The following is a 26,992-nucleotide window of genomic DNA, read 5'->3' as shown; positions in this document are numbered from 1 at the left end:
TACGCGCCGGAGGCTATCCGGCTGGCATAAAATGGGGATGACAAGATGCCCGATCAGGACCAGGCGGACATCAGGCTCACGCTGGCGCGGCTGCGCCAGGAGCATGAGGATTATGACGCGGCGATCAATGCGATGATCCAGACCAGCTGCGACGCGTTGCGGATACAACGCATGAAAAAGAAGAAGCTGGCCGTCAAGGACAAGATGACCCAGCTGGAAGATCAGGTCATTCCCGATATCATCGCCTGAGCCCGGAGACATTACGTGACAGCAGAAACGCCCCCCGTCGCCATCATCATGGGCAGCCAGTCCGACTGGGAGACCATGAAGAACGCCGCCGACACGCTGGATGCGCTCGACATCGAATACGAAGCCCGCATCATTTCCGCCCATCGCACCCCTGACCGGCTTTACGATTTCGCCAACGGCGCGAAAGACGAAGGCTTCAAGGTCATTATTGCGGGCGCCGGCGGCGCTGCCCATCTGCCGGGCATGACAGCTGCCATGACGCCGCTTCCGGTCTTCGGCGTTCCGGTCCAATCGAAGACCATGTCCGGTCAGGACAGCCTCTATTCCATCGTGCAGATGCCCGCCGGCATCCCGGTCGGCACGCTCGCTATCGGCAAGGCCGGCGCGATCAATGCCGCCCTTCTCGCGGCCGCAGTGCTGGCGCTTGGCGATGAAGACCTTGCCGATCGTCTGGACGCCTGGCGTGCGCGCCAGTCGGCGGCTGTCGCGGAATACCCCATGGACAGCGCCCAGTGACGACACACGACATGGCAAAGACAACCAACCTCACCATCGGCATCATCGGTGGCGGGCAACTCGGCCGCATGCTGGCGATGGCCGCGGCGCGTCTCAACCATCGTACCATCGTGCTGGAGCCGCAGGCGGATTGTCCCGCGGCACAGGCCTGCAACGACCAGATCGTGGCAGCATATGATGACGAAAACGCACTTGCGCAACTCGCAAGCCGCTGTGATGTCGTGACCTACGAATTCGAGAACGTGCCCGTTGCCGCAGCAGAAAAACTCAGCGCCTCGGTTCCCGTTTATCCGCCGGCACAGGCGCTCAGCGCCTCACAGGATCGCTTGACGGAAAAACGCTTCCTCAACGATTGCGGCATTCCAACCGCCGATTTCCGCGCCGTGGATAGCCAGGAAGAACTGGAAGCCGCGCTGGCCGCCTTTGGCGGCAAAGGTGTGCTGAAAACCCGTCGCATGGGTTATGACGGCAAGGGACAGCGCCTCTTCCGGGGAGGCGAAGACCTCGCGGGCGCGTTTGCAGCGCTTGGTGGCGTGCCGCTGATTCTTGAAAGCTTCATCGCCTTCGAACGCGAAATTTCGATCATCGCCGCCCGTTTCCGGGACGGGACCGTGACCTGTTACGATCCGGCCGAGAACGTTCATCTGAACGGCATCCTGCACACATCCACCGTGCCGGCCGCACTTTCGGATGCCGCAAGGGGTATTGCCGTGCAATCGGCGGAAAAGCTGCTGGCCGCTCTGGATTACGTCGGCGTTATCGGCATTGAGTTTTTCGTCCTGCCGGATGGATCGCTGGTCGCCAATGAAATGGCGCCCCGCGTGCACAATACTGGCCACTGGACGGAGGCGGCCTGTGTGATCTCGCAATTCGAACAGCATATCCGAGCCGTATCGGGCCTTAACCCCGGCAACACTGATCGCCATTCCGACTGCATCATGACCAATCTGATCGGCGATGACATCAACGACGTACCGGCATGGCTGTCGAAAAAAGACTGTCTCGTCCACCTCTACGGCAAGACGGAAGCACGGCCGGGCCGCAAGATGGGCCACGTGACGCAGCTTCTGCACACAGGAAAAGCCTAGTCTTTTAAGGCAAAGACGCGGGCAAGTGTTGACAGGCAGGGCTCAAACAGGTATCTGCCTGCCAACCGAAAAGAGCGCGCCCCGTTGCGCGCTTTTGATTGTTTGAATAGCACGGCACAAACCGTGCAAAACTGCGGACCAGTAAAATGAAGATCAAGAATTCGCTTAAAGCGCTTAAGGCCCGTCATCGCGATAACCGCCTGGTTCGCCGCAAGGGCCGCGTCTACATCATCAACAAGCAGAACCCGCGCTTCAAGGCTCGTCAGGGCTGATTGACTGCGACTGCGGTTCGCGATCAGATCGCGGATCACTTTGTTGACAGACCAGAAGTTTGCATTTGATATTGGGCGCAGTCGGGTTAAGCTTTAACCCATGCGCCCAAATCGTTTTTGCACCGCTCTCATTATTGCTCAGGGCTTCATGGTCTCAAGCCTCGCGTTTGCGGGAACGGCTGCTGTTGCCCAAGCGGCAGACGGAAAGCCAGCTGTTGCTGTCGAATCGGCGCCATCACCCGCCAAGACAATCGACACGCTTTTCGCTTCGCTGAAAAAGGAACGGAATGCGGTCAAGGCGCGCAGCATCGCCAACCAGATCGCCTCCGAATGGAATGACTCCGGCAGCGCAACGATCAATCTCCTGATGCAATGGGCGGGTGAAGCTGCCGACGAAAAGCGCAACGCCGCCGCTTACGATTTTCTCGACCAGGTTGTTTTGCTCGATCCCGACTATGTCCAGGCGCCCTATCGCCGCGCCATGGTCCATTTCGCCGATGGCGACACCCGCAAGGCAATGGCGGATATCAACCTGACGCTGGAAAAAGAGCCGCGCTATTTCCCTGCCCTCGCAAGCCTGGCCAACATCCTCGAAGCCTCCGGCCGCGACGAGCTGGCGCTGAAAGCCTGGGAGCGTTATCTGGCGCTTTATCCTGCAGACAAGGACGCCCGCAAGGAAGCCGTCGATCTTTCGGAAAAGCTAGCGGGCACGCGCGGCTGATGTCGAGGGCAGTTTAAACAAAAATCGCCGCAGAAGCGGCGATTTTTCCATTGAGGCATTTTCAGCCGATCATTCCATGCCGAGCGCGGCCATATAAGTCTGAAGAATCGTTTCTTCCTCGATGCGCTCATTGGCATCCTTCTTGCGCAGGCGGATGATGGTACGGATCGCCTTGGTATCGTACCCACGCCCCTTCGCTTCGCCCATGACATCCTTGATATCACCCTGAATAGCAGCCTTTTCTTCTTCGAGGCGCTCGACGCGCTCGATGAACTGACGCAGTTCGGCGGCGGCGACGGTTTCGGTGGTGCTGGTTTCGTCCATCATATCATCCTTCATTGGCGGCCCGCATGTGGGCCTTGTTCATTCAAACTGGCAAGGCGTTCGCCGGTCGCTGCCAGCAGGCAGCAAAATTCAGGCCTGTGAACTGCCCACTGAAAGGCGTCCCGTCAAGTCGATTCCGTCGGTGAAGACTTATTCCTTGGGCCGGTTCTGCTCGAAAGCGGCTTTCTGGTCGCCACTCGCTTCGCCCTGGTATTTCTCTTTCCAGTCCTCATAGGGCATGCCGTAGACGATTTCCCGGGATTTTTCCTTGCTGAGCGGAACACCCGCTTCCTCGGCCGCTTCACGGTACCAGTTGGAAAGGCAGTTGCGGCAGAAGCCCGCGAGATTCATCAGGTCGATGTTCTGCACATCGTGGCGTTCACGAAGATGTTTGACGAGACGCCGGAATGCGGCCGCCTCAAACTCGATCTGCCCGTTGTCGTTCTCATTTGTCATGGCGAAACTCCAGGCTCAATAGGGGCCGGTGCGGGAAGCGAACAGCTGATATTCATGCAGAACCGGATCGTCATTCATTGCGGCAAAAATGGGAGCGAGCCGGTCTGACCATTCGGCGATCCCCTCCTCGTTCCCGATCAGATCCTGCCTGACCTCCAGAAGTGCGTGCGGTATACCCTTCGCCATACAATGACGATACATGGTATCGCCCTTGAGTGCTCCGTCATAGGGTTCGTTGTCGCCGACGAGAATGTCGCCGGTAGCGCGCAGATGCGCCAGCAGCGGATCGACCGCGCGATGATCCGTATCCCACAGAACCGCCGCATGCCATGGCCTCGGCGTTTCCTTCCAGTACGGTGTATAGGAATGCAGTGACAGGACGAGCGGCGCTTCTTCCGAGGCCTCGGCCACACGGGTCAGCACGCTGTCCACGGCATTGTGATAAGGCCGGTGAAAAGTCTCGATCCGCTTTTGCCATTCCTCGTCGGAAATCGGATGGTTTCCGGGGATGATCGCTCCGTCCGAGATTTTCATGATGAGAGTTGGATCATCCTCACCACGATTCGGATCGATCAGCAGCCGCGAGAAACGCCCGAGCACCGCCGGCACGCCAAGGCGCGCAGCCAGCGAGCGCGTTAGCCCCTCTATACCGATATCAAATGCGATGTGGCGATGAAAAGCGGTTTGCGGAAGACCAAGATTGCCGTAGTGTGCCGGCAGAAGGTTCATGGCGTGGTCTGCCAGCAGAACCATGCCTTTGTCATAATCGCCTTCTATGATTTCATAGGGTATGAAGTCGTTCATCGATGATTTTTCTGGGGCAGCATTGAGGAGAGAAACTTGATGGCATGGCTTGAGGCCGGGCGCAAGTTACGGCGGAAGAACAGCCATCTACCTTATCGCACTCACGATCCCACGAACAATATAATCGATTAAACTCGCGTTGACTTTCTTGGGCGGCCACGCCAAGAAGTGTGTTCATTATAACCATGGAATCCGGATGGAAGCCGTGACTCAGTCATCTCTCGCTCGTCCCCGCCACATCAGGCACCTCGCCCGTCTTTTTTCCATAGCGGCATTGTTTCTGACCCCTTTCATGATCGCGGCGCCCGCGTATGCGGATTTTCGCGTCTGCAACAGCACGCAGAATCTCGTGGGGGTCGCAATTGGCTATCGGGCACAGGAGGGCTGGGTCAGCGAAGGTTGGTGGCAGGTCCCCGCCTCGACCTGCGCGACGCTGATCGAAGGTGAACTGCAGTCACGTTATTATTATCTCTATGCCGAGGATGCCGCTCATGGCGGCCGCTGGACCGGTGACGTCAACATGTGCGTGGCGGAAAACGAGTTCAAGATCACCGGTGTGGATGATTGTTATGCCCGCAGCTTCCAGAGAATGGGTTTCAAGGAATATGACACGGGCAGACAGGGCAGCTGGATGGTCCAGCTTTCCGATACGCCAGGCACACAGGGAAATCAAAACTGATGAAGCGTAACCGCAAAGTCAAAATTCTTGCAACTCTCGGCCCTGCCTCCTCCGATGAGGCCATGATCGAAAAGCTGCATCTCGCCGGCGCGGATCTTTTCCGGATCAACATGAGCCATGCGAGCCACGACCTGATGCGGACGCTCATTCAGCGCATCCGTTCGGTCGAGAGCCGCAACGGCCGCCCTATCGGCATTCTGGCCGACCTGCAGGGTCCCAAGCTGCGCGTCGGAAAATTTGCGGAAGGCAAGGTCGAGCTCGTACCTGGCCAGACCTTCACCCTTGATAACAACGACGCACCTGGCGACAACACCCGCGTTTTCCTGCCGCACCCCGAAATTCTCGAGGCGGTCAAACCGGGCCATCGCCTGCTGATCGATGACGGAAAGCTGCATCTGCGCGCTGAAAAGAGCGACGGCAAGAGCATCGTCACCACGGTCATTTCCGGCACGCGCATTTCCGACCGCAAGGGTATCAGCCTGCCCGACACTCTGCTCGGCGTCGGCGTTCTCACCGACAAGGATCGCGTCGACCTCGATGCCGTGCTGGAAACCAACGAGGTAGACTGGGTCGCGCTTTCCTTCGTCCAGCGTCCTGAGGACCTGGCTGAAGTGCGCAAGATCGCACGCGGCCGCGTCGGCCTTATGTCCAAGATTGAAAAGCCGCAGGCGGTCGAGCGCATCGAAGAAATCATCGAGCTTTCTGACGCCCTGATGGTTGCCCGTGGCGACCTTGGCGTCGAAATGCCACTGGAAGCCGTTCCCGGCATTCAGAAGCAGCTGACCCGCGCCTGCCGCCGCGCAGGCAAGCCGGTCGTGGTTGCCACGCAGATGCTCGAATCGATGATAACAGCGCCTGTACCGACCCGCGCTGAAGTGTCCGACGTCGCCACCGCCGTCTTCGAAGGCGCTGACGCGATCATGCTCTCTGCCGAGTCTGCCTCTGGCGATTATCCGGTCGAAGCCGTTTCCACCATGGCCTCCATCGCAAGCACCGTGGAACAGGATCCGCATTATTCCAACATCATCTACGCGCAGCGCGCCCAGCCGGAACCGACAGGCGCCGATGCGATTTCGCTGGCCGCCCGCCAGATTGCCGAAACCCTGAAGCTTGCGGCGATCGTCACCTACACATCTTCGGGCACGACAGGTCTGCGCGCCTCGCGCGAGCGGCCGCAGGTTCCGATCATCGCCCTCTCGCCGATCATCCAGACCGCACGCCGACTGTCGGTTGTCTGGGGTCTGCACTGCGTCGTCACCGGCGACGCCAGCGATCTGGACGACATGGTGAACCGCGCTTGTCGCATCGTCGTTTCCGAAGGCTTCGGCAAGCCGGGTGACCGTATCATCATCTCCGCCGGCGTTCCGCTCGGCACACCCGGCGCGACCAACATGGTGCGTATTGCCTATATCGGCTCGGACGGCCAGAGCGGCGTCTGACGGACAGATATCAGGAACAAAAAAACCCGCCGTCACCGGCGGGTTTTTTATTGGCCTCTCGGGCCGCATTGGCAATGAAGGCTCAGTGCATCTTGACCGGCGTGCTGAAGCGGCTCGATTCGATGGCGACCGCGCCCGGCTTGAAGCTTGCCGACGTCGCGGAAGCCGACATATCGTGGCTCAGCATGCGGTTGGCGACAACCCGCGGCGCCTTGACCGAACGCCCGGTCGTGCCCTTGTTCTGATTGAGCGCCCAATCCGAAATCAGGTCCTGTGTCAGACGCCCGCCGCCGACCATGGCCTGGTGGGAAACCGCAGCATCCTGCTTGCTCGGGCGTGCGCCCTTGGTCGGCAGGCCGGCAGTGAGACCACTATTGATGGCAGGTTTCAGATCGAAAGCGTCACCGAAGCCGGGCTGTGGTTCTGCCTTGGCCGTTTCAGCAGGTGCGACCGTGACCTTGTGATTGACGGCAGCCGGGAAAGGAGCGGCTGTCGGCGTGACGGCTGACTGAACCTGCGACCGGGCAGCCTGACCGCTCTGTTCCAGAGCTGCGACCACCGTTGGTGAAAGGGTGTCCTGCTGCGTCTCGGCGAGGTCGTCTTCACCCTCCGGATCGGCATTCGCGGCCGCCAGCAGGGCTTCCGCAACAGCCGGACGGTTGGCGGGGACCGGAACAGAGGCCAGTTCGCCCGTTGCTGCGGGCGTTGCGCCTTCAGCGGAAGCGGTGAGAACAGAACCCTCGGCATCCCCCTTCATGCCACGCGGCCCGAGAAGCGTCGGCACCGGAACTGAAACCTCGGCGAGATCGGCAAATTGCTGACGCTCGGCAGGCGCGGATGTGGGCGTCGGTGTGGTCGCTGCCTGCAGCGCATCCTGGGCTGCGTTACGCGCCGGCGAATAAAGCGCGGTCGCAAGGCCGGTATTGGCAGGCGGCTGGTTGCCGAATGCGGGACGGGCCGTGGGCAACGGGGCATCGGTCACACCCGGAAGTGCCTGGGCCGAAGCAACGGCGATTGTCGGTTCGGGCTCAGGAGCCGCCTGCTGCGGAGCTGCCGGGCGAGCAACCGCCGGACGTTCGGCGGGCTCGGGCGCTGCGATGCTATCGGGATCTTCATCCTCGTCACCGCCGCCAAACAGGGCCTGCAACAGGGTCTTGCGCTTGCCGCCGCCCGAAGAGGCCGGACCGGCACCGGCACTGGAAGCAACTTGAATGGAAGAGGAACTGACGCGCTTCTTGTAATCGGCAAGCGCCTGCTCATAACCGGGAAGCGGCTTGCCATCGGAAGGAAGATGCAGCGTATTGCCATTCGGGAAGATGCGGACGAGTTCCTGGCGGCTCATGCGCGGCCAGGCACGAACGCCGCCGACATCCATATGCACGAAAGGAGATCCCGATGTCGGATAGAAACCAACGCCGCCGATCTGCATCTGCATGCCGATCTCGCGAAGACGGGAAAGTTTCACGCCGGGGATATAAAAGTCCATGGCCTTGCCCAGCATGTGCTGGCTCTTCTCTGCGACACCCTTGGTGCGCGTGCGCAGAAGACCATTGGTTTCAGGCGAGCGGAAAGCCGACACGACGTTGATATAATCGGTGGCACCGCTTCGGCGATAGACTTCCCAGACGAGATCGAAAAGGCGCGGGTCCATGCGTGTCGGCTGGTTGCGACGCCAGTCGCGCAGGAACCGGTTCAGCTCCTGCAGACCCTTCTGGTCATATTTTCCATTGCGCTTGAAGGTGATGACCGCCTTCTCGCGTGTGTGGATATAATACAGCTTGAGACTGCGCGTTTCGGCGGCGGCTTCCGTCGCCGAAACACCAACGAAAGGCATTGCGGCGAGCATCAGGCAGGCAAAGGTGACAGCGCGTGCCGACAGCTTCGTGCATATATCCTTGATCAAGCCGCGCGCCATCTTGCCTGAAAGCGCGTTATTCCGATGCAGATATGGCAATTCGATCCCCGCCTGGAAGACAATTTATGTCACATTGCCTCAAATGAACGTCAAATACGGTGACACGATGGCAAAATTGCCACACACATACAACCTTCCTCTATATAGTGAATCAGCCACTAACAAGAGGTTTATAGACGGTAAGCGGATATCCTTGCTCAGAAGTTAACGAATTTTGCGATCTGCCCTCGAATAAGTGCCTTGCGCGATCATGCGACGTCTCGAAGCGGATCATCGGGATCGATGCCGTAATCCTTCAGCTTGCGATAAAGTGTCGAGCGGCCGATGCCGAGCTTTCTGGCAACCTGGCTCATCTGCCCGCGATAGAAACGCAGGGCGAAACGAATAAGCTCCTCTTCGATCTCCGCCAGCTTCCGGATGTTGCCTGTCTCATCCGTGCTGGAGATCAGGCTTCCTCCCCGGTAGATGGTGGTTGAAACATCCGCCGGTTCATCCGTGACGACATGGTTTTCGACGGCTGGTGCCGGTGGCGAATAGGCTGCGAGCTTCAGTGACGATCCGGATGGCGAGCGGATGACATCCTCTGCGTCATCGCCTGTCGAGAATTCCGGCAGTTGCAGCGCGATCTGCGGAAAATCGGCATCCGACAGTTCCCCGCCCTGCGACAGCACGACGGCTCGGAAGACGGCATTTTCAAGCTGGCGAATATTGCCGGGCCAGTCATAGGCGGTCAGCAGCGCCAGCGCGCTGGCATCCAGGCCGACGGGATTGGGCAGCTTCTGCTCCGCGGAAAAACGTTCGGCAAACACCCGTGCGAGGTGGGGGATATCTTCCTTCCGGCGACGCAAGGCGGGAATGGTAATCGGAAAAACATTGAGGCGATAATAAAGATCCTCGCGGAAGCGGCCTTCCTTGACCTCCTCGATGAGATTCTTGTTGGTGGCCGAGATCAGCCGCACATTTACTTTCTGCACCCGAGCGGAACCGACGGTTTCTATTTCGCCTTGCTGGACGGCGCGCAGCAGCTTGACCTGCACGTCCAGCGGCAGATCCCCGATCTCGTCCAGGAACAGCGTGCCACCATCCGCTTCCATGAATTTGCCGACGTGCTTTTCCGTCGCGCCGGTGAAAGCGCCCTTCTCGTGACCGAAGAGAATGCTTTCCACGAGATTATGAGGAATAGCGCCGCAATTGACTGTAATAAAGGGCTTGTTCGCCCGGTCGCCGGCGGACTGGATGGCCCGGGCGACCATTTCCTTGCCCACGCCCGACTCACCCTCAAGCACCACGGGAATGCTGGACTGGGCGGCGCGCTGCGCCAGTTCGATCACCCTCAGCATTGCGGGGCTTGCGGAAACGATATCGGTAAAATTCACTGCATTGCTCCGTCCGCGCCTGCCCGTGCGGGCCTTTGCCTCTCTTCTGTCGAGCTTGAGCGCATTGGAGATGGCGGCGCCGATCCTTTCCGGTGAGACCGGCTTGACGACGAAATCGAAGGCGCCGGCGCGCATTGCCTGCACCACCGTATCGATGCCGCCCTGCCCCGTCTGGACGATGACCGGAACGTCGACGCCCAGTTCACCGACGGCTTTCAGAAAACCGAGACCATCCATCTCCGGCATCATGAGATCGAGGACGACGACATTTATTTCACCGCTATATTGCTTGAGGAGCTCCAGGCCGGCCTTGCCGTTCTCGGCAAGCAGGGCCAGGTGCCCATAACGTTCCACCGCATTTTTGAGCAGGCGGCGCTGGACGGGATCGTCGTCTATCACAAGAACATGCGCGGTCATTTTTAGCTCCGGTTTCCGGTTTATGGACCTGCGTCATGCGGTCCCTTGTGCCGCACTCTGGCACGGGAGACTTGAACATCCAGTTTTGAGAATTGCTTGCATTTTATCCATTGCCGCGGGAAACAAAGGCCCCATATGCTGCGCAAAGCATAATCAGAAGGACATATCGGATGACCCTCAACCAACCCGTTCCGCAGCCTGTCTTCGCCCTCGCCGAAACAGCCACCCCACTGCTCGGCGACCTGCCCGGCTGGAAGCTTTCGGACCTTTATCCGTCGGGAGATTCGGCCGAATACAGGGGTGACCTGGAGAAAGCGGCGTCGATGGCGGCTGCTTTTGAGCAGAAATGGAAGGGCAAGCTTGAGGCCGCCGCAAAAGCGACAGGCGAAAAGGGCATCGGCGCGGCGCTGAAGGAATATGAAGCGCTGGACGATCTTATCGGCCGCATCGGCTCTTTTGCCGGGCTCACCTATTTTTCCGACACATCCAATCCGGCAAACGGCAAACTCTACGGCGACGCCCAGGCGAAACTGACGGATATTTCCTCCCACCTCCTGTTCTTCACGCTCGAACTCAACCGCATCGACGACGCCACGATGGATGCCTGCATGGTGAATGATGCGGCTGCAGGGCATTACCGCCCCTGGCTTGTGGATTTGCGCAAGGACAAGCCGCACCAGCTCGATGATCAGCTCGAACAGCTTTTCCTTGAAAAATCGATGACCAGCGCGGCGGCGTTCAACCGCCTCTTCGACGAGACGATGGCAGATCTGCGTTTCGACATAGACGGTGCAAGCCTGCCGCTGGAAGTGACGCTCAACATGCTTCAGGAGCCGGAACCGGAAACCCGAAAGAAGGCGGCGGAAGCGCTGAGCGCCACCTTCAAGGCCAATCTGCGGGTCTTCACGCTCATCACCAACACGCTCGCCAAGGACAAGGATATTTCCGACCGCTGGCGCAAATTCGAGGATATTGCCGATAGCCGCCACCTGGCGAACCGCGTCGAGCGCGAGGTTGTCGATGCGCTGGCGGCGGCAGTCAAAAAAGCCTATCCGCGCCTTTCGCATCGCTATTACGCCATGAAAGCGAAGTGGCTTGGCATGGAGCAGATGAATTATTGGGACCGCAACGCACCCCTTCCCGATACGTCGAACACGATCATTTCGTGGGATGAGGCAAAGGATACCGTACTTTCCGCCTATGGCGACTTCGCGCCGGAAATGGCCGATATTGCCCGCCGCTTCTTCGATGAAGAATGGATCGACGCCCCTGCCCGCCCCGGCAAGGCGCCGGGTGCCTTTGCACATCCCACCGTGCCCTCGGCCCATCCCTATGTGCTGGTCAACTATCTCGGCAAACCACGCGACGTGATGACGCTTGCCCATGAGCTTGGCCACGGCGTGCATCAGGTTCTGGCCGGCGAACAGGGGGCCCTGATGTGCGCGACGCCTCTCACTCTGGCTGAAACGGCCTCGGTGTTCGGGGAAATGCTGACCTTCCGCAAACTGCTCGATGACACGAAGGATGTTCGGGAACGCAAGGCCATGCTCGCCCGCAAGGTCGAGGACATGATCAATACGGTCGTGCGCCAGATTGCTTTTTATGAATTCGAGCGCAAGCTTCACACTGCGCGCAAGCAGGGTGAACTAACCTCCGAGCAGATCGGCGACTTGTGGCTTTCCGTTCAGGCCGAGAGCCTGGGTCCGGCGATCCGGATTTCCGAAGGCTATGACACCTGGTGGACCTACATCCCCCATTTCATCCACTCGCCCTTCTATGTGTACGCCTATGCCTTTGGCGATTGCCTGGTAAACTCGCTTTATGCGGTTTACCAGAAGGCCGAGTCGGGCTTTCAGGAGAAGTATTTCGAGCTTCTAAGGGCGGGCGGCACCAAGCACCATTCGGAACTCCTGAAGCCCTTCGGCCTTGATGCGACCGATCCCTCCTTCTGGGACAAGGGGCTTTCGATGATCGAGGGGCTGATCGACGAGCTGGAAGCGCTGGATAACAGGCAGGCTTAATCTCATACACCGGCAGGGCTATCCTGTTCCGGATAAGCTTTGCCGGTTGATAGTGCCGGCACAGGATGCCGGTCATCAATTTCGGGCGACGAGCACGGGCCATGAAACGCAAACCCGCCGATCTGACCTTGAGGGAAACGCTGCGCTGGGAGCCACAGACCGGCTTTCAGCGCATTGACCAGCATATCCGCCGGCTGCTGCGCTCTGCCGACGCGCTCGGTTTCCGTGCCCCGGCCAATGCGGTTCAGGCGCTGGAAAAGGCGGTGGGCGGCGACAAGCCGCTCTGCGTCAGGCTGGTGATGAACTACAAGGGGGAACTGGACATCGAAACCACCGAGTTCAAGCCCCTGCGACAGGATACGGTCTGGCGGGTTCGTATCGCCCGGAACGTCACACTCGATTCCACTGATACCTTCTATCGCCATAAGTCCTCGCGCCGCGAACCCTATGACGCCGCCCGTGCTGAATTTTCAGCCGGAGAGGCCGACGAGGTGCTGCTGCTCAACGAACGCGGCGAATTGTGCGAGGGATCATCGACCAGCATTTTCCTGGAAATGCCCGATGGGCAATTGCTGACGCCGCCGCTCGACAGCGGCATTCTGCCGGGCGTGCTGCGCGCCGATCTGATCCGCGAACGCAAGGCGCGTGGCCAGGCGCTGAAGCCGGAAGACATTGCCGGCCGCAGGCTCTTCGTCGGCAATTCGCTGCATGGGCTGGTTGCGGCGGAACTCATCTAGACCGTTACCGCCAGAAGCCGGTCGCGGCCCTTCTCCTTGGCCGCATAAAGGGCCTGATCGGCACGCGTGAAAATATCGTCCGCGCTTTCCGCCGTCCGATAGGCCGTCATGCCGGCCGAGCAGCTGTAGGAAAAATCCGGAAAATCCGCGAGAGGTCGCGAAAGCCGAACTCGCTGCAGCAGCCGCTCGACAATGTCCCGCCCCTCGGCAAGAGACGTTCTCGGCAGGACGAGCATGAACTCTTCACCACCGATCCTGCCGAAACAATCGACCCTGCGGATGACGGAATGGGCGACGCCGACAAAATCGCGCAGCACCGCGTCACCGCACTTATGACCGAAACGATCATTGATCTGCTTGAAAAAATCGATATCGAGTGTGCAAAGGCAAAAAGAGGCCTCCAGCCCCTTTGAGACCTGCTCGACCTGCAATGCCAGCTTGGCGAAGACGAAGCGGCGGTTCGCCGTTCCCGTGAGTTCGTCCGTCTGGGAGGCGCGTACGGCCAGATCCCTGTCCTGCCTCAGCGTTCTGTAACCCTGGCGCAATTCGGTGACATCGCTTGCAACGCACAGCATCCAGCCATCCTGCTGCACCGTTTCCGTCATCCAGAACCAGCGGCCGTCATACATGTCCATCTCAAAGGCGCGGTAAGGCAGCTTGCCGCGACGGGACTGCGCCGACAGCAGCCATCCCTCGAAATCATTGTTGCGAATGACGACACCGGTCCGCAGCCGGTGGTTCAGCCGCATGATATCCGCCCAGGTCGGAAAATCATCCTCGGCAAGCGTGAAGCTCTCCCGAAACGACGGATTGGCATGCCGCAACCGATCGTCGGAATCATAGAGGGCGATCAAAACGGGGGTGGCACTCTGAAGCGCTGTTACACGCGCGAAAAGATCACTCAACAGGCAACTCCTGTGATGGAGAAATCCCTCCCCCATCATCCCGTCAAGCCCCCCTCGAGCCTTGGTCGATGGCGAAAAGAAGAGTTCAATTATAAACGCGCCCTCTAAAATGCGAAGAGGCAGAATGAAGGGAAGAGAAGCTGAACCGACCTTGCGGGCAGCACCGTCATATGTCCGTCATCTGCCTGCCCTTTATTGTGGCACGCTTTTGTGATCTAGCTTACTTATTGGCTGAAAAAGGAAAATTGACGAATGACGGACGCAAACCACCCGATTTATGGCGATATCGATGGCCCAATCATCATGATCGGCTTCGGCTCCATCGGGCGCGGCACTCTTCCGTTGATCGAACGTCATTTCAATTTCGACCGGACCCGCCTCGTCGTCATCGATCCGCGCGCAGACATCGCCCCATTTCTGGCCGAGAAGGGCATACGTCATATCCAGACACACCTCACAAAGGAGAACTATAAGGAGGTTCTCAAGCCGCTTCTTAAAGGCGTGCGGGGTCAAGGTTTCTGCGTCAACCTTTCCGTGGATGCCGCATCCGTCGACCTCATGCGGATCTGCCGTAAACACGGCATGCTCTACATCGACACCGTCGTGGAGCCATGGCCCGGCTTTTATTTCGATGCCGATGCCGACAATGCCGCGAGAACGAATTATTCGCTGCGCGAGACCATGCTCAAGGAAAAGGCGCGCAGACCCGGCGGCACGACGGCCGTTTCGACCTGCGGCGCCAATCCGGGCATGGTCTCGTGGTTCGTGAAACAGGCACTCGTCAATCTCGCAAAGGATACCGGCGTCGACATTGAGGAGCCGCAGTCCCATGACCGGGAAGGCTGGGCGAAACTGATGGAGCGGCTTGGCGTCAAGGGTGTTCACGTGGCTGAACGCGACACCCAGCGGGCGAAAGAACCCAAGCCCTTCGGCGCTTTCTGGAACACGTGGTCCGTCGAAGGTTTTATCGCGGAAGGTTTTCAGCCGGCAGAGCTCGGCTGGGGAACGCATGAGAACTGGATGCCGAAAAACGCAAAAAAACAGAAGAAGGGCAGCAAGGCAGCCATCTATCTCGATCAGCCGGGCGCCAACACAAGAGTTCGCACATGGTGCCCGGGCCTTGGGCCGCAATATGGATTTCTCGTCACGCACAATGAGGCGATTTCGATTTCGGATTATTTCACCGTCCGCAACGATGGTGGCGACGTGACATACCGACCCACCTGCCATTATGCCTACCATCCCTGCAACGACGCGATTCTCTCCCTGCATGAACTCTTCGGCAATGGCGGCATTCCCCAGCCGGTTCAGCATGTGCTGGGCGAAGACGAGCTTGTCGATGGCGCCGACGAGCTGGGCGTCCTGCTCTTTGGTCACGAAAAAAACGCCTATTGGTATGGCTCCCGGCTCAGCCTGCAAGAGGCGCGGTCGCTTGCCCCGAACCAGAACGCGACCGGACTGCAGGTCAGTTCGGCGGTGCTGGCCGGCATGGTCTGGGCGCTCGAAAATCCTCAGGTCGGCATCGTCGAAGCCGACGAGATGGACTATCGCCGCTGCCTTGAAGTGCAGCGCCCCTATCTCGGCCCGGTCGAGGGTCATTATACAGACTGGACACCGCTTGATGGTCGTCCCGGCCTGTTCCCCGAAAATCTCGACAAGTCCGATCCCTGGCAGTTCCGCAACATCCTCGTGCGCTGATGGAAGAGTCTCATATTTGCCACGCCGGGACTTTCCTGAATGACCTCAGGAACCGGGGAGAGCGAACAACGTTGCCTTGAAATAAAGAACGCTTCACGGCATGGTCGAAGCAAGAAGCTTTTATCGAATCGCAGGAGAACAGGCTCATGAACTTCAAGACAAGCGCGGCTTTGCTTTCAGCCGCCATCGCGGTGTCTTCATGCGTCGCGCCGGGTCCATCGCAGCAAACCTCGATGGCGCCGTCCCTGTCCCGCGGGCCGGCTGTCGACGGCCGCTGGATCGACCGCAACGGCATCGTATCGACCTTCCAGAACGGCGCCTTCTCCACCCGGTCAACCGACACCAACACGCTGCTGGCCTCCGGCACCTATGTCACCATTTCGCCGACACTTTACGAAATCAATATGACGTCGCTGGTGCGCAACACGCAGTCGCGCGTCAACTGCGCCCTCGTCTCCCCGTCACAATTGAACTGCACGACGGACACAAACAGCCAGTTCTCGCTCACGCGTCAGGGCTGATAATATCACCTATTCAATAAGATAAACCCCTCAGACGCACGCCTTTGGCGTGCGTTTTTCTTTATTGCCTACCTGTCATAATTTCGCTTGCGGCGACTGCCGCTAAATGGAAACATCCGGTTTTCGAAAGACTGACATGTTTTCGGACTAAAGAATGAGCGCGGTCGGAGAATGATCAACCGGCCAGGGCTTCCGCTTTGAACAGGAGAGAGGGACCATGAAGAAAATTTTGGGACTGGGCATGCTGAGCGTTTCGGCGATAACGCTTTCCGCCGGCGCGGCTCTGGCCGATTATGAGCTCAACATTCTTCACATCAACGATTTTCACTCCCGTATCGAATCGATCAACAAATTCGACTCGACCTGCTCTGCGGAAGAGGAAGGCAAGAATGAATGCTTCGGCGGTGCCGCGCGCCTGCTGACAGCGATCAACCAGGCAAGGGATGCCCTGAAGGCCGGGGGGAAAAACGTCCTGCTGCTCAATGCCGGCGATAATTTCCAGGGCTCACTGTTCTACACCACCTACAAGGGCACGGTGGAAGCGGAAATGCTGAATGCCATGAAGTTCGACGCGATGACCGTCGGCAACCATGAATTCGACGATAGCGAGGACGGGCTCGCCGGCTTCCTCGACAAGGTTCAATTCCCCGTCGTGACCGCCAACGTGGTGGCCACCGCCGCCTCTAAAATCGGCGACCGGGTAAAGCCGTCCATCGTGCTCGAGGTCGGCGGACAGAAAATCGGTATCGTCGGCGCCGTTGCCAACGATACGGCCGAACTGGCAACACCTGGTCCCAACATCACCATTGCCGAAGATGTCGCGAAAATTAGCGAACAGGTACAGAAGCTGAAGCAGGACGGCGTCGATAAGATCATCGCGCTCACCCATGTCGGCTACCCGCGCGATCTGGAATTCATCGCCAAAATTCCCGATGTCGATGTTGTGGTTGGCGGCCATTCGCATACGCTGCTGTCGAACACCGACCAGAAAGCCGAAGGCCCTTATCCGACGCTCGTTGACAATCCCGGCGGCTACAAGGTTCCTGTCGTGCAGGCCGGCCAGTACAGCAAATATCTTGGCGACCTCAAAGTCGTCTTCGACGACAACGGCGTGGTGAAGGAAAGCAAGGGAGACCCGATCCTCGTCGATTCCTCCTTCAAGCCCGATGAAGCCACGCTGAAGCGTATCGATGAACTGAAGGCGCCGATCGAAGCCCTGAAAGCCAAGGTGGTCGGCACTTCTGAGGGCCCGATCGAGGGCGACCGCAAGATTTGCCGCGTGAAGGAATGCTCGATGGGCAATCTGGTGGCCGACGCAACGCTGGCCCGCGTCAAGGATCAAGGCGTCACCATCGCTTTTGCAAATAGCGGCGGCCTGCGTTCCTCCATCGATGGCGGCGATGTCTCCATGGGTGAAGTGTTGACGGTTCTGCCGTTCCAGAACACCGTCGCAACCTTCCAGCTCAAGGGCGAGGATATTCGTGCCGCCCTCGAAAACGGCGTCAGCCAGATTGATGACGGTGCGGGCCGCTTCATGCAGGTTTCCGGCATGAAATATTCCTTCGACCGCTCGAAGCCGGCCGGCAGCCGTGTCGTTTCCGTCGAAGTCAAGGAAGGCGATGCCTTCGTGCCTCTCGATCCCGCCAAGACCTATATCGTTGCGGCCAATAACTACGTGCGGACCGGGGGTGACGGCTTCAAGGTTTTTGCGACCAAAGCCATCAACGCTTATGATTTCGGCCCCAATCTCGAGGAGGCCGTCGCGGCCTATATTACCGCCAACAGCCCCTATAAGCCCTATACGGATGGCCGCATCGCCGAAGTGACGCCCGCAGGTTACGTCGCCCTGGCGAAGCCCGCAGCACCCGCGCCGGCAGCGACGACAGCCGCTCCGGCCGCCACACCGGCACCCGCGCCTGCAGCCCCTGCCACCCCCGCACCGCCCACAACGACGCCTGCTGCAGCTGCTGCAGCCGCTAGCAAATATGTGGTGGAAAAAGGCGATTCGCTCTGGAAAATTGCTGCAGAGAAATATGGCGACGGCGCGCTCTGGCAGAGAATTGCCAAGGCAAACACGCTGAAGCATCCGAACCACATCGAAATCGGCGAGGAGCTGGAACTGCCGGCTCAATAAGCGGGGCTACAGCAGACAGGGCAATATGCCGCAGACACGAAGCCGGCCCTCGAATTTCTGGGCCGGCTTCTTTTTTCTAATTAAAAACAGATACTTACGGTAACAATTTTGCCGCCTGAAGGCATGTGCCTGCCGGAATGGCGGAAATAGCCGGTGGCGGTGGTTTAATCCTGAAGAATTTCGTCTAGAACACGATGAACAAAGTAACGCCACGGGCGTATAGCTCGGGCACGTCCGGCCAAACTTCATTGCGGTTTGCGTTGGGGTCAATAAACAGACGATGGAGCGTGTCCAGCCATTATCCGAGGCGGAGCGTCCTTCGCACAACCAGTTCGAGTTTCAGGGTATCATTCATGGTGACAGAACTATCCGCACTCCCCGCGAACCATCCCCGTGTCGCATTTGGCAAGGTGGGCGTGCTGCTCGTCAATCTCGGCACGCCCGATGGTACGGATTATTGGCCGATGCGCCGTTATCTGGCGGAGTTCCTGAGCGACAAGCGCGTGATCGAATGGTCGCGCCTCTACTGGTACCCGATCCTTTACGGCATCGTCCTCAACAAGCGCCCGCAGAAGGTTGGCAAGGCCTACGAGGAAATCTGGAACCACGAGCGCAACGAAAGCTACCTGCGAACATATACGCGCAGCCAGGGCGAGTTGATGGCGCAGGCATTGAAGGATTTGCCCAACGTGGTTGTGGACTGGGCAATGCGTTACGGGCAGCCTTCCATCGCCTCGAAGATCGACGCGCTTAAAGAACAGGGCTGCGAAAAAATCCTGCTTTTTCCGCTTTATCCGCAATATGCCGCGTCCACCACGGCGACCGTGAACGACAAGGCGTTTGAACATCTGATGAAACTGCGCTGGCAGCCGGCGATCCGCACCGTGCCGCCCTATCATGACGATCCCGCCTATATCGAGGCGCTCGCCGCCTCCGTCAAAAACCATCTGGCGACGCTGGACTGGGAGCCGGAGATGCTGATCACCTCCTTCCACGGCATTCCGCAATCCTATTTCAAAAAGGGCGACCCCTATTACTGCCATTGCCAGAAAACCGCCCGTTTGCTGCGGGAGGCTCTGGGCTTGACCGAAAAGAACTTCATGATCACGTTCCAGTCCCGTTTCGGACCGGAAGAGTGGCTCCAGCCCTATACCGACAAGACCGTGGAAAAACTCGCCTCGGAAGGCATCAAACGTATAGCCGTGATGAATCCCGGCTTCGTATCGGATTGTCTTGAGACCCTGGAGGAAATTGCCGGTGAAGCCGGAGAAATCTTCCTGCATAATGGCGGCGAGAAATTCACCCACATCCCATGCCTGAATGACAGTGCCGAGGGCATGACCGTTCTCGAAAAGGTTGTGCGGCGGGAGTTGCAAGGCTGGGTGTAATCTTGCCATAACGATACGGGGGTAAAACCCTGATCATGATGTGCTGGAGGGTAAAGTGATGATCGCATTGGGCGGTTTCGACATCGTCGTCTTGGCAGCCGTGGTTCTGGTCATTCTGGTGCTGTTTGCCGGCATCAAGACCGTGCCGCAGGGATACCGCTATACGGTGGAACGTTTCGGGCGCTATACGCGCACGCTCGAGCCGGGCCTGAACCTCATCGTACCCTTCTTCGAGCGCATTGGTGCCCGCATGAACGTGATGGAGCAGGTGCTCGACATCGCCACCCAGGAAGTCATCACCCGCGACAATGCCAGCGTTTCCGCCGATGCGGTGGCGTTTTATCAGGTTCTGAATGCAGCGCAGGCTGCCTATCAGATCGCCAATCTGGAAAACGCCATCCAGAACCTTACCATGACCAATATCCGCTCGGTCATGGGTTCGATGGACCTCGATGAATTGCTGTCGAACCGCGACGCCATCAACGACCGCCTTCTGCGCGTGGTGGATGAGGCCGTGGGACCTTGGGGCATCAAGGTCACCCGCATTGAAATCAAGGATATCGCGCCGCCGAAGGATCTCGTCGATTCCATGGCGCGGCAGATGAAGGCGGAACGCGAAAAACGCGCGCAGGTGCTGGAGGCGGAAGGCGCCCGCAATGCCCAGATTTTGCGCGCGGAAGGCGCAAAACAATCCGCTATTCTGGAAGCGGAAGGCCAGCGCGAAGCAGCGTTCCGCGACGCCGAAGCGCGCGAACGTCTCGCCGAGGCCGAAGCCAACGCCACCCGGATGGTGTCGGAAGCCATTGCTGCCGGCAATGTCCATGCCATCAACTATTTCGTTGCCCAAAAATACACCGAAGCACTTGCAGAGATTGGCACGGCCAAAAACGCCAAGATCGTGCTGATGCCGATGGAGGCCTCGGCGCTGATCGGCTCTCTCGGCGGTATCGGCACGATTGCGAAAGAGGTCTTCGGCAACGGCGGTGACGCGCCCACTGCTCCCGCCGCCCCCGCATCCTCCCGCTCCGTGCCGCCGACACGGGCTTCGGGCCAGACGATTAACGTCACGGCTCCCGGCAATCCCTTCGGTTCTTCCTCGGAGAAGTGACGATGCTGCAAGGGCTTGCCACGGAACTTGGACCATGGAGCTGGTGGATCGTAGCTTTCGTGCTGCTCGCTGCCGAACTCATCGCCCCCGGCGTCTTTCTGATCTGGATCGGCCTTGCCGCGCTGGTCATCGGTGCGCTCTCCCTGCTCCTTTGGCAAACAGCGTTTTGGGCGTGGCAATTGCAGTTAGTGATGTTTGCCGCGCTCTCCGTCGTTTTCGCTCTGCTCGGCCGGAAATACTTCGGCAGAAACCGGGCGACAAGCGACGAGCCCTTCCTCAACCAGCGAGAGGCAAGCCTTGTCGGCCGCACGGCGACGCTTCAGGAACCGATTGTCGAAGGGCGGGGCCGTATCAGGCTGGACGATACCTGGTGGCCGGTCAACGGCGAAGACCTGCCGGCGGGAACCCGGGTGAAGATCGCTTCCGCCCGGGGACGAACGCTGACAGTCGAGCCGTTAGAGCGATAGGTTTCAGGATCAGCCTTCTCAGGATCGGCTGGCCTCAGGCTACGCCGATTCTTAGCAGATCGTGGAAATGCACCAGTCCTATCGGCCGGTTATCGTCATCGACCACGATCAATGCGCCGATGTGGAATTTTTCGAGCGTTGCCAGCGCACCCGTTGCCAGGACCGATTTTTTGACCGTTTTGGGCGTCCGGGTCATGATATCGTCCACGGTCAATTCGGCAAGATTGCGCGACAGGTTGCGCGCCATGTCCCCCTCGGTGACGATGCCGCACAGACGCCCGTCCTCATCGAGAACGCCGACGCAGCCGAAATGCTTGCGAGAGAGAACACCCACGGCTTCCGGCATGGCCGTTCCTCTGTTGACCAGCGGCACACGATCACCGGTATGCATTATGTCGCTGACCAGCGTGAGACTGGCGCCCAGCTTGCCGCCGGGGTGAAATACCTTGAAATCGCCCGCCGTAAAATTGCGCGCTTCCAGCAGCGCAACAGCAAGGGCATCACCAAGTGCAAGCTGCATCAATGTGGAGGTTGTGGGCGCAAGGCCAAGCGGGCAGGCTTCCTGCTCATTGGGAACCAGCAATACGATATCGGAAGCCTTCGCCAGCGATGATGTCTCGGAACAGGTGAGCGCGATCAGCGGAATGGAAAAGCGGCGCGAATAATTGATAATGCTGCGCAATTCGGCACTTTCCCCACCCTTGGAGATGGCCAGAACCACGTCGTCGCCGCCGATCATGCCCAGATCGCCGTGATTGGCCTCCGCCGCATGGACAAAAAATGCCGGCGTTCCAGTGGACGCAAAGGTGGCCGCCAGCTTCGCACCTATATGCCCGCTTTTGCCCACACCGGTTATGATGAGACGGCCGTTCGACTGGCCGATTGTTTCGATCGCCTTGCAGAAGGGGACCGAGAGACCGTCTCGCAGAGCCGTCTCGAGGGCGGCAAGGCCCGCCCGCTCCATCGAAATCGTCCGTACGGCGGATTCGATGGCATTGTCTTCGACCAAGTTGACGGCGCGCGTAATCATGGGGGACTGTTACTCTTTCAGCCGGAATAAGTCCACTCCCTGCCGGAAGCCGCCTGCTTTAGTGGCGCAGATCCGGCGGAGAAATTTCCTCCATGGTTCCCAGCCGCTTAAAGGGAATGTTTTCTTCATCGACGAGATATCGGCCAGCGGTCCTCACCCAGGAAACCGAACCGTCGGTGCGGCGCACGGCATATTCCTGACTGTAGAAGCTCGCATCCTTCAGGGTGTTCAAGGCGGTCTCTATCACCCGATTCCGATGATCAAGATCCACTTTTTCGAGTATCTGGAAAATACTGATGCCCTGCATTGCCTGTCTTAGTGGAATTCCGAATAGTTCAGCGCACACTTCATCCAAATAGAAGCGGTCATTGGTAATATCCCAACAATAGAAACCGACCTGTTTGATATTCAAAACGGCTTTCATGAAACGACACTGTCACACAAAATAAAATTCAATACGATTTGCCGGGCAATGGAAGGTCAACTTTCGTTAATCATAGGGCGATTCCGTGCCAAATTGAAACGTTTTAATCTTTTCATATTAGGAATATTTTGCATTTGCGAACAGCCCCGCTGCCGCCAGCTCTGACCGGTGCGCGCAGGTAACGGGAGTGGACGACACTCCAGGACGCCTCCCCGTGACATCAGGAAATTCCCGCGATCTTTATCAACTGTTAACCATAAAAAACCTATTGTTAAAGCGATGTTAAAACTTGCGTCGACTGTTTGGTCCCTGGTTTGTCCATGTCGTTTCGTCGGCCTTTCTGACTGGGGCCTGCGGCAATGTATTGGCGGACTGTCGGTCCGGCATTCGGCCCATTCGCCGGGTGAAAAGGAATGACTGTGAAGGGCACCGCCACACGTCTGCCGACGTCGCGGAAAGCAGCAACCCTGCTGCTCGCCTGCACGTTTTTTTACCACCACGAAGATGCTTCCGCACAGACGGCGACTGCCGCCCCGGCAATGCCTGGCGCCGCTGCCACGGCCGATGGCATTGGCTCCGCCGCTCCCGCGCCGACCCCCGGGACAATGGCGGGCACGGCCCAGGCCACAACGGCACCTGTCCCCACGCCCCAACTCTGGCGCCCCTCAAATAATCCCGGTGACGCGATTTCCGAGCAGCAGGACGAAGCGGGGCAGCCCTATGCCGACGCAGACAACCCCTATGAGCCGACCGTGGACGGGGGCGAAAACCCACGCGTTGTTACCGAACCCGGACAGACTCCGGGAATTCGGCTGGGCACCCTTCTGCTCCGGCCTTCGATCAGTCAGACCATCAACACGGAAAAACAGAGGAATACGGGTGGTCCCTCGCGACGAAACTATCTGACGACGGGCATACGCGGAACGCTCACCAGCGACTGGTCCCGCCATGCTTTGACCGTCACTGGAGACGGCGCGTGGGAGAAAAACTTCGGTGATAAGGACGGAGAAGAACCAAGGGCGCGGATAGAGGCCGATCTGCGTCTTGACCTCGGATCAGAAACAACCGCCAACCTCAAGGCCGGTTACGAATTCAGCCGTGAAGACACGACCGATCCCAATGCCTTGACCGGCGCCGCCGTGCAGGGTGGCGAACACCGTTTCAGCGCCGGGGCATCGATAGAGCGGGATTTCGGCAAGCTGCGAGGCCTGGCCGCGCTTGACCTGTCCCGTACGGTGTATACCGACGCGAAGGGTCTCGATGGCCGGCCGATCAGCCTCAGTGACCGTGACCAGAATGGTGCGAATCTGCGCGGACGCCTCGGCTATGAGCTGTCACCAGCGCTGATCCCCTTCCTCGAACTGAACGCCGGCACAACGAAATATGACAGCCGCCTCGACAATTCCGGTTATGCCCGCTCCTCCAATGCCTATGGGGCGAAGATTGGGGCAGAGGTCGATCTCGGCGAAAAGACCCGTGGCGAAGCCGCCATCGGTTATCTGCGCAAACAATATGACGATGATCGCCTTGCGTCGATCGGCGCGTTGACGCTGGACGGCGAACTTAACTGGTCACCCCAGCGCGGCACGAATGTCAATCTTGGCCTGCGCACGACAATAGAGGATTTCGCCGGCGGCCCGCAGGGCGGATGGGTTTCCTATCGCCTGGATGCCGGGCTGACCCACGAATTGCGCAGCAATCTGGTAGCGCGATTGACCGGCCAAATCGTGCATCGCACATTCCCCTCCTCCGACACGGAGGACGCCGTGGAATATACGGCGGGTGCCGGCCTGACCTGGAGTCTCAACCGTTATCTCGATCTGACTGCCGATGTCAGCTACCAGTGGACACCGGTTTATGACAGCAGCGAACTTCGCGTCGGTGCAGGGCTTGTCCTGAAGCGATAAGCGCCAAATAAAAATCCCGGCGCGAAGGCCGGGATTTTGTCATCTATTCTCTGGTCTCTCACTTCAGCCCGTTGATCAGGGCCTTGATCGGCTCTTCGATTGCCGGACGGATATCGCCGCGCTCGAGAGCGAAAGCGACATTGGCCAGAATGAAGCCATCCTTGGCACCGCAATCGAAGGTCTGACCGCGGAAATGATAGCCTGCAAACTCTTGCGACTTGGCAAGCGTCAGCATGCCGTCCGTCAACTGGATTTCATTACCGGCGCCACGCTCCTGATCTTCGAGAATATCGAAAATCTCGGGCTGAAGAATATAGCGGCCGTTAATGTAGAAATTCGAAGGCGCTGTACCCTTTGCAGGCTTTTCAACCATTTCGGTGATCTTGAAACCCTCACCCACGGTCTCGCCCACGCCGACGATACCATATTTATGCGTCTGGTCGGGAGCGCATTCCTGCACGGCGATGACGTTGCCCTGGGTCTGGTCGTAAAGTTCGACCATGCCCTTCAGGCAGCTTTTCTGAGAATGCATGATCATGTCAGGCAAAAGCACGGCGAAGGGCTCGTCGCCGACGATATCACGGGCGCACCAGACCGCATGGCCCAGGCCGAGCGGCACCTGCTGGCGCGTGAAGCTTGCGGTGCCTGCCTTGGGCAGAAGGCCAGCCAGCAGTGTCAGCTCGGCATTCTTGTTGCGCTCGCGCAGCATCTGTTCAAGTTCAAATTGAATATCAAAATAATCTTCGATCACCGCCTTGCCGCGGCCGGTGACAAATACAAAATGCTCGATACCGGCTTCTGCCGCTTCATCGACGACGTACTGAATAACCGGCTTATCTACGACGGTGAGCATTTCCTTCGGAACTGCCTTGGTTGCGGGCAGAAAGCGCGTGCCGAGACCTGCGACGGGAAATACGGCCTTCCGAATTTTCTTATGTTCTACCACATATTCCTCCTGAGAGATAACACTTGATCACAATCCCCGCACGCTGTTGTTATTTCAAAAACAACAACGTTTTGTAAAGGGTGACGCTACCATCTATTAATGGTAAAGAATTTGTTGACGTTCTTTTGTTATCCATGATGACGCCCGATGCGTTTTCGCAATCGAAATGACATTCGAGAGAACGAAAGACAGACGATGACAAAGATGATCCTTTCAGATGTCCGCAAATTCGGCTGCATGGTGGCTGCTGGCCTCGTAATCTCGCTGGCGCCGGTTTCGGCCCGCGCCGATGCGGGATTCCGTCAGTGGATCAACCAGTTCTATGCAACAGCCGCGAAAGAAGGCATTAGCAAGGCGACCTATCAGAAAGCCTTTGCCGGCGTTAGCGAGCCGGATCCCGACGCGTTGCGCAAGGCCACTTTCCAACCGGAATTCACAACGCAAATCTGGGATTATCTCGACTCCCGCGTCAATCCGTACACGGTGCGGATTGGCCGTGAAATGAAGATGAAGCACGCGACGACCCTCAACTGGATCGAGCGCAACTTCAACGTCGACAAGCACATCATTCTCGCCATCTGGTCGATGGAATCGAATTACGGCGCGGTTCTCGAAAAGCCGGAGCGTCTGCACAACATCCCGCAGGCGCTGGCAACGCTCGCCTATTCCGATCCCAAGCGCGCCAAATTCGCGCGTACGCAATTGATTGCCGCGCTCAAGATCCTTCAGGCGGGTGACGTCACCCCCAAACAGCTGACGGGCTCCTGGGCCGGCGCGATGGGCCATACCCAGTTCATCCCGACAAGCTACCTGCTTTACGCGGTAGATGCGGATGGCAATGGCAAACGGGACATCTGGCATTCCGTCCCGGACGCTCTCGCAACTGCCGCCAATCTTCTCGCGAAAAACGGCTGGGAGCCCGGCCGGACATGGGGTTACGAAACCGCCGTTCCGCGTGGCGGCGCGCGGTATGAAGGCCAGACGAAGACCATCGCGGAATGGGCAAAGCTTGGCTTCACCCGCCCCAACGGCAAGAATTTCACCCGTGGTTCCGACCGCGCGATGCTGAAACTACAGGGCGGGGCAAACGGCCCGGGCTTCCTGATGATGAAGAACTTTTTCACCATCAAGAAATACAACGCCTCCGACAGCTATGCGCTCGCCGTCGGACTGCTCGCGGATGAAATCGCCGGTTACGACGGCATGCAGCAGAAGTGGCCGCGTCCGGACGGTACGCTGGATATTCGCGAAAAATTCGAACTCCAGACCCGCATGAAGGAACTCGGCTATTATGACGGTGAAGTCGACGGCAACTTCGGCTCCGGTTCCAAGGCCGCCATCAGTGCCATCCAGTCACGCATGGGGATGGACGCGGACGGCCAGCCGTCGCAGCGGTTGCTGAGAGCCCTTCGCAACTGATAATGTGCCGGCGAGTTCGGCGGCAGTTACG

At 58.6% G+C, this 26,992-nt stretch carries 25 protein-coding genes and 2 pseudogenes; 17 read left to right on the top strand and 10 right to left on the bottom strand.

Annotation, left to right across the window (positions count from 1 at the left end):
- Positions 1-45: 45 nt before the first annotated feature.
- The 5 genes from EGT36_RS22680 to EGT36_RS22660 all read left to right on the top strand — a co-directional run bounded on the left by EGT36_RS22680 (position 46) and on the right by EGT36_RS22660 (position 2,846).
- Positions 46-249, top strand: coding sequence for a YdcH family protein (locus tag EGT36_RS22680; RefSeq protein ID WP_003497661.1), 204 nt, complete (start codon positions 46-48; stop codon positions 247-249).
- Positions 250-297: 48 nt separating this feature from the next.
- Positions 298-765 carry a 5-(carboxyamino)imidazole ribonucleotide mutase gene (gene purE, locus EGT36_RS22675; protein ID WP_034497641.1) on the top strand — a complete coding sequence of 156 codons (468 nt, stop codon included), beginning with the start codon at positions 298-300 and terminating at the stop codon, positions 763-765.
- An 11-nt stretch (positions 766-776) separates the two neighbouring features.
- Positions 777-1,853 carry a 5-(carboxyamino)imidazole ribonucleotide synthase gene (locus EGT36_RS22670; RefSeq protein ID WP_037091980.1) on the top strand — a complete coding sequence of 359 codons (1,077 nt, stop codon included), beginning with the start codon at positions 777-779 and terminating at the stop codon, positions 1,851-1,853.
- 146 nt (positions 1,854-1,999) lie between these two features.
- Complete coding sequence (gene ykgO, locus EGT36_RS22665; protein WP_003497670.1) at positions 2,000-2,125, top strand: type B 50S ribosomal protein L36; 126 nt, start codon at positions 2,000-2,002, stop codon at positions 2,123-2,125.
- A gap of 100 nt (positions 2,126-2,225) precedes the next feature.
- Complete coding sequence (locus EGT36_RS22660; protein ID WP_037091982.1) at positions 2,226-2,846, top strand: tetratricopeptide repeat protein; 621 nt, start codon at positions 2,226-2,228, stop codon at positions 2,844-2,846.
- Positions 2,847-2,915: 69 nt separating this feature from the next.
- Here EGT36_RS22660 and EGT36_RS22655 read toward each other — a convergent pair whose 3' ends face one another.
- The 3 genes from EGT36_RS22655 to EGT36_RS22645 all read right to left on the bottom strand — a co-directional run bounded on the left by EGT36_RS22655 (position 2,916) and on the right by EGT36_RS22645 (position 4,430).
- Entirely contained in the window at positions 2,916-3,173 is a 258-nt protein-coding gene (locus tag EGT36_RS22655; RefSeq protein WP_006314683.1) for a DUF2312 domain-containing protein, read from the bottom strand.
- Between the two features lie 147 nt (positions 3,174-3,320).
- The gene (locus EGT36_RS22650) at positions 3,321-3,626 is read right to left on the bottom strand and encodes a DUF1244 domain-containing protein (RefSeq protein WP_006697181.1); all 306 of its coding nucleotides are present in this window, start codon (positions 3,624-3,626) and stop codon (positions 3,321-3,323) included.
- Positions 3,627-3,641: 15 nt separating this feature from the next.
- The gene (locus EGT36_RS22645) at positions 3,642-4,430 is read right to left on the bottom strand and encodes an N-formylglutamate amidohydrolase (RefSeq protein WP_037091985.1); all 789 of its coding nucleotides are present in this window, start codon (positions 4,428-4,430) and stop codon (positions 3,642-3,644) included.
- A gap of 292 nt (positions 4,431-4,722) precedes the next feature.
- Here EGT36_RS22645 and EGT36_RS22640 point away from each other — a divergent pair, with 292 nt between their 5' ends.
- Both EGT36_RS22640 and pyk read left to right on the top strand, forming a co-directional pair.
- Complete coding sequence (locus EGT36_RS22640) at positions 4,723-5,109, top strand: DUF1036 domain-containing protein (RefSeq protein WP_318252556.1); 387 nt, start codon at positions 4,723-4,725, stop codon at positions 5,107-5,109.
- Positions 5,109-6,548, top strand: a complete 1,440-nt coding sequence (gene pyk / locus EGT36_RS22635) for a pyruvate kinase (protein WP_004445813.1) — start codon at positions 5,109-5,111, stop codon at positions 6,546-6,548. The genes EGT36_RS22640 and pyk overlap by 1 nt, the downstream gene beginning before the upstream one ends.
- 82 nt (positions 6,549-6,630) lie before the next feature.
- Here pyk and EGT36_RS22630 read toward each other — a convergent pair whose 3' ends face one another.
- The 3 genes and pseudogenes from EGT36_RS22630 to EGT36_RS22625 form a co-directional block, all read right to left on the bottom strand.
- A complete protein-coding gene (locus EGT36_RS22630; RefSeq protein WP_037091988.1) occupies positions 6,631-8,502 on the bottom strand; it encodes a peptidoglycan L,D-endopeptidase MepK in 1,872 nt (623 codons plus the stop codon).
- A 209-nt stretch (positions 8,503-8,711) separates the two neighbouring features.
- Positions 8,712-8,882 (bottom strand): annotated as a pseudogene (locus EGT36_RS31540) (helix-turn-helix domain-containing protein); the annotation flags it as partial.
- 183 nt (positions 8,883-9,065) lie between these two features.
- Positions 9,066-10,256: pseudogene (locus tag EGT36_RS22625) on the bottom strand (sigma-54-dependent transcriptional regulator); the annotation flags it as partial.
- A gap of 170 nt (positions 10,257-10,426) precedes the next feature.
- On the opposite strand from EGT36_RS22625, the gene EGT36_RS22620 reads away from it, so the two are divergent.
- Positions 10,427-12,277 (top strand): M3 family oligoendopeptidase, encoded by a 1,851-nt coding sequence (locus tag EGT36_RS22620; RefSeq protein WP_112637017.1) that lies wholly within the window; start codon positions 10,427-10,429, stop codon positions 12,275-12,277.
- Between the two features lie 101 nt (positions 12,278-12,378).
- Complete coding sequence (locus tag EGT36_RS22615) at positions 12,379-13,014, top strand: aminotransferase class IV family protein (RefSeq protein WP_037092115.1); 636 nt, start codon at positions 12,379-12,381, stop codon at positions 13,012-13,014.
- Here EGT36_RS22615 and EGT36_RS22610 read toward each other — a convergent pair.
- Positions 13,011-13,919, bottom strand: coding sequence for a GGDEF domain-containing protein (locus tag EGT36_RS22610; protein WP_037091992.1), 909 nt, complete (start codon positions 13,917-13,919; stop codon positions 13,011-13,013). The genes EGT36_RS22615 and EGT36_RS22610 overlap by 4 nt on opposite strands.
- Positions 13,920-14,171: 252 nt before the next feature.
- On the opposite strand from EGT36_RS22610, the gene EGT36_RS22605 reads away from it, so the two are divergent.
- From EGT36_RS22605 to EGT36_RS22580, 6 genes are all read left to right on the top strand, one after another.
- A complete protein-coding gene (locus tag EGT36_RS22605; RefSeq protein WP_125271100.1) occupies positions 14,172-15,617 on the top strand; it encodes a homospermidine synthase in 1,446 nt (481 codons plus the stop codon).
- A 146-nt stretch (positions 15,618-15,763) separates the two neighbouring features.
- Positions 15,764-16,138 (top strand): outer membrane lipoprotein Omp10, encoded by a 375-nt coding sequence (omp10, locus tag EGT36_RS22600; RefSeq protein ID WP_003506132.1) that lies wholly within the window; start codon positions 15,764-15,766, stop codon positions 16,136-16,138.
- A gap of 217 nt (positions 16,139-16,355) precedes the next feature.
- Positions 16,356-18,272 (top strand): 5'-nucleotidase C-terminal domain-containing protein, encoded by a 1,917-nt coding sequence (locus tag EGT36_RS22595; protein ID WP_125271099.1) that lies wholly within the window; start codon positions 16,356-16,358, stop codon positions 18,270-18,272.
- A gap of 353 nt (positions 18,273-18,625) precedes the next feature.
- Complete coding sequence (gene hemH / locus EGT36_RS22590) at positions 18,626-19,660, top strand: ferrochelatase (protein ID WP_006697190.1); 1,035 nt, start codon at positions 18,626-18,628, stop codon at positions 19,658-19,660.
- A 58-nt stretch (positions 19,661-19,718) separates the two neighbouring features.
- Complete coding sequence (locus EGT36_RS22585) at positions 19,719-20,768, top strand: SPFH domain-containing protein (protein ID WP_037092008.1); 1,050 nt, start codon at positions 19,719-19,721, stop codon at positions 20,766-20,768.
- A 2-nt stretch (positions 20,769-20,770) separates the two neighbouring features.
- Complete coding sequence (locus EGT36_RS22580) at positions 20,771-21,235, top strand: NfeD family protein (RefSeq protein ID WP_004445832.1); 465 nt, start codon at positions 20,771-20,773, stop codon at positions 21,233-21,235.
- A 34-nt stretch (positions 21,236-21,269) separates the two neighbouring features.
- Here the strand turns inward: EGT36_RS22580 and EGT36_RS22575 are convergent, their stop codons facing one another.
- Both EGT36_RS22575 and EGT36_RS22570 read right to left on the bottom strand, forming a co-directional pair.
- Positions 21,270-22,265 (bottom strand): KpsF/GutQ family sugar-phosphate isomerase, encoded by a 996-nt coding sequence (locus EGT36_RS22575; protein ID WP_004445833.1) that lies wholly within the window; start codon positions 22,263-22,265, stop codon positions 21,270-21,272.
- A 58-nt stretch (positions 22,266-22,323) separates the two neighbouring features.
- On the bottom strand, positions 22,324-22,689 hold the full coding sequence (locus EGT36_RS22570) for a PAS domain-containing protein (RefSeq protein ID WP_006697194.1): 366 nt from the start codon (positions 22,687-22,689) through the stop codon (positions 22,324-22,326).
- A 413-nt stretch (positions 22,690-23,102) separates the two neighbouring features.
- Here EGT36_RS22570 and uppP point away from each other — a divergent pair, with 413 nt between their 5' ends.
- Positions 23,103-24,596 (top strand): polysaccharide biosynthesis protein UppP, encoded by a 1,494-nt coding sequence (gene uppP, locus EGT36_RS22565; protein ID WP_125271098.1) that lies wholly within the window; start codon positions 23,103-23,105, stop codon positions 24,594-24,596.
- Positions 24,597-24,654: 58 nt separating this feature from the next.
- Here the strand turns inward: uppP and galU are convergent, their stop codons facing one another.
- A complete protein-coding gene (gene galU / locus EGT36_RS22560) occupies positions 24,655-25,542 on the bottom strand; it encodes a UTP--glucose-1-phosphate uridylyltransferase GalU (protein WP_037092012.1) in 888 nt (295 codons plus the stop codon).
- 195 nt (positions 25,543-25,737) lie between these two features.
- Here galU and EGT36_RS22555 point away from each other — a divergent pair, with 195 nt between their 5' ends.
- A complete protein-coding gene (locus EGT36_RS22555) occupies positions 25,738-26,961 on the top strand; it encodes a lytic murein transglycosylase (protein WP_125271097.1) in 1,224 nt (407 codons plus the stop codon).
- Positions 26,962-26,992: the final 31 nt, after the last annotated feature.

Origin of the sequence: Agrobacterium sp. FDAARGOS_525, assembly GCF_003938925.1 — a bacterium.
Taxonomy (GTDB): domain Bacteria; phylum Pseudomonadota; class Alphaproteobacteria; order Rhizobiales; family Rhizobiaceae; genus Agrobacterium; species Agrobacterium pusense.
The sequence above is the reverse complement of the archived record's forward strand: the minus strand, read 5'-3'. Positions and strand labels throughout refer to the sequence as shown.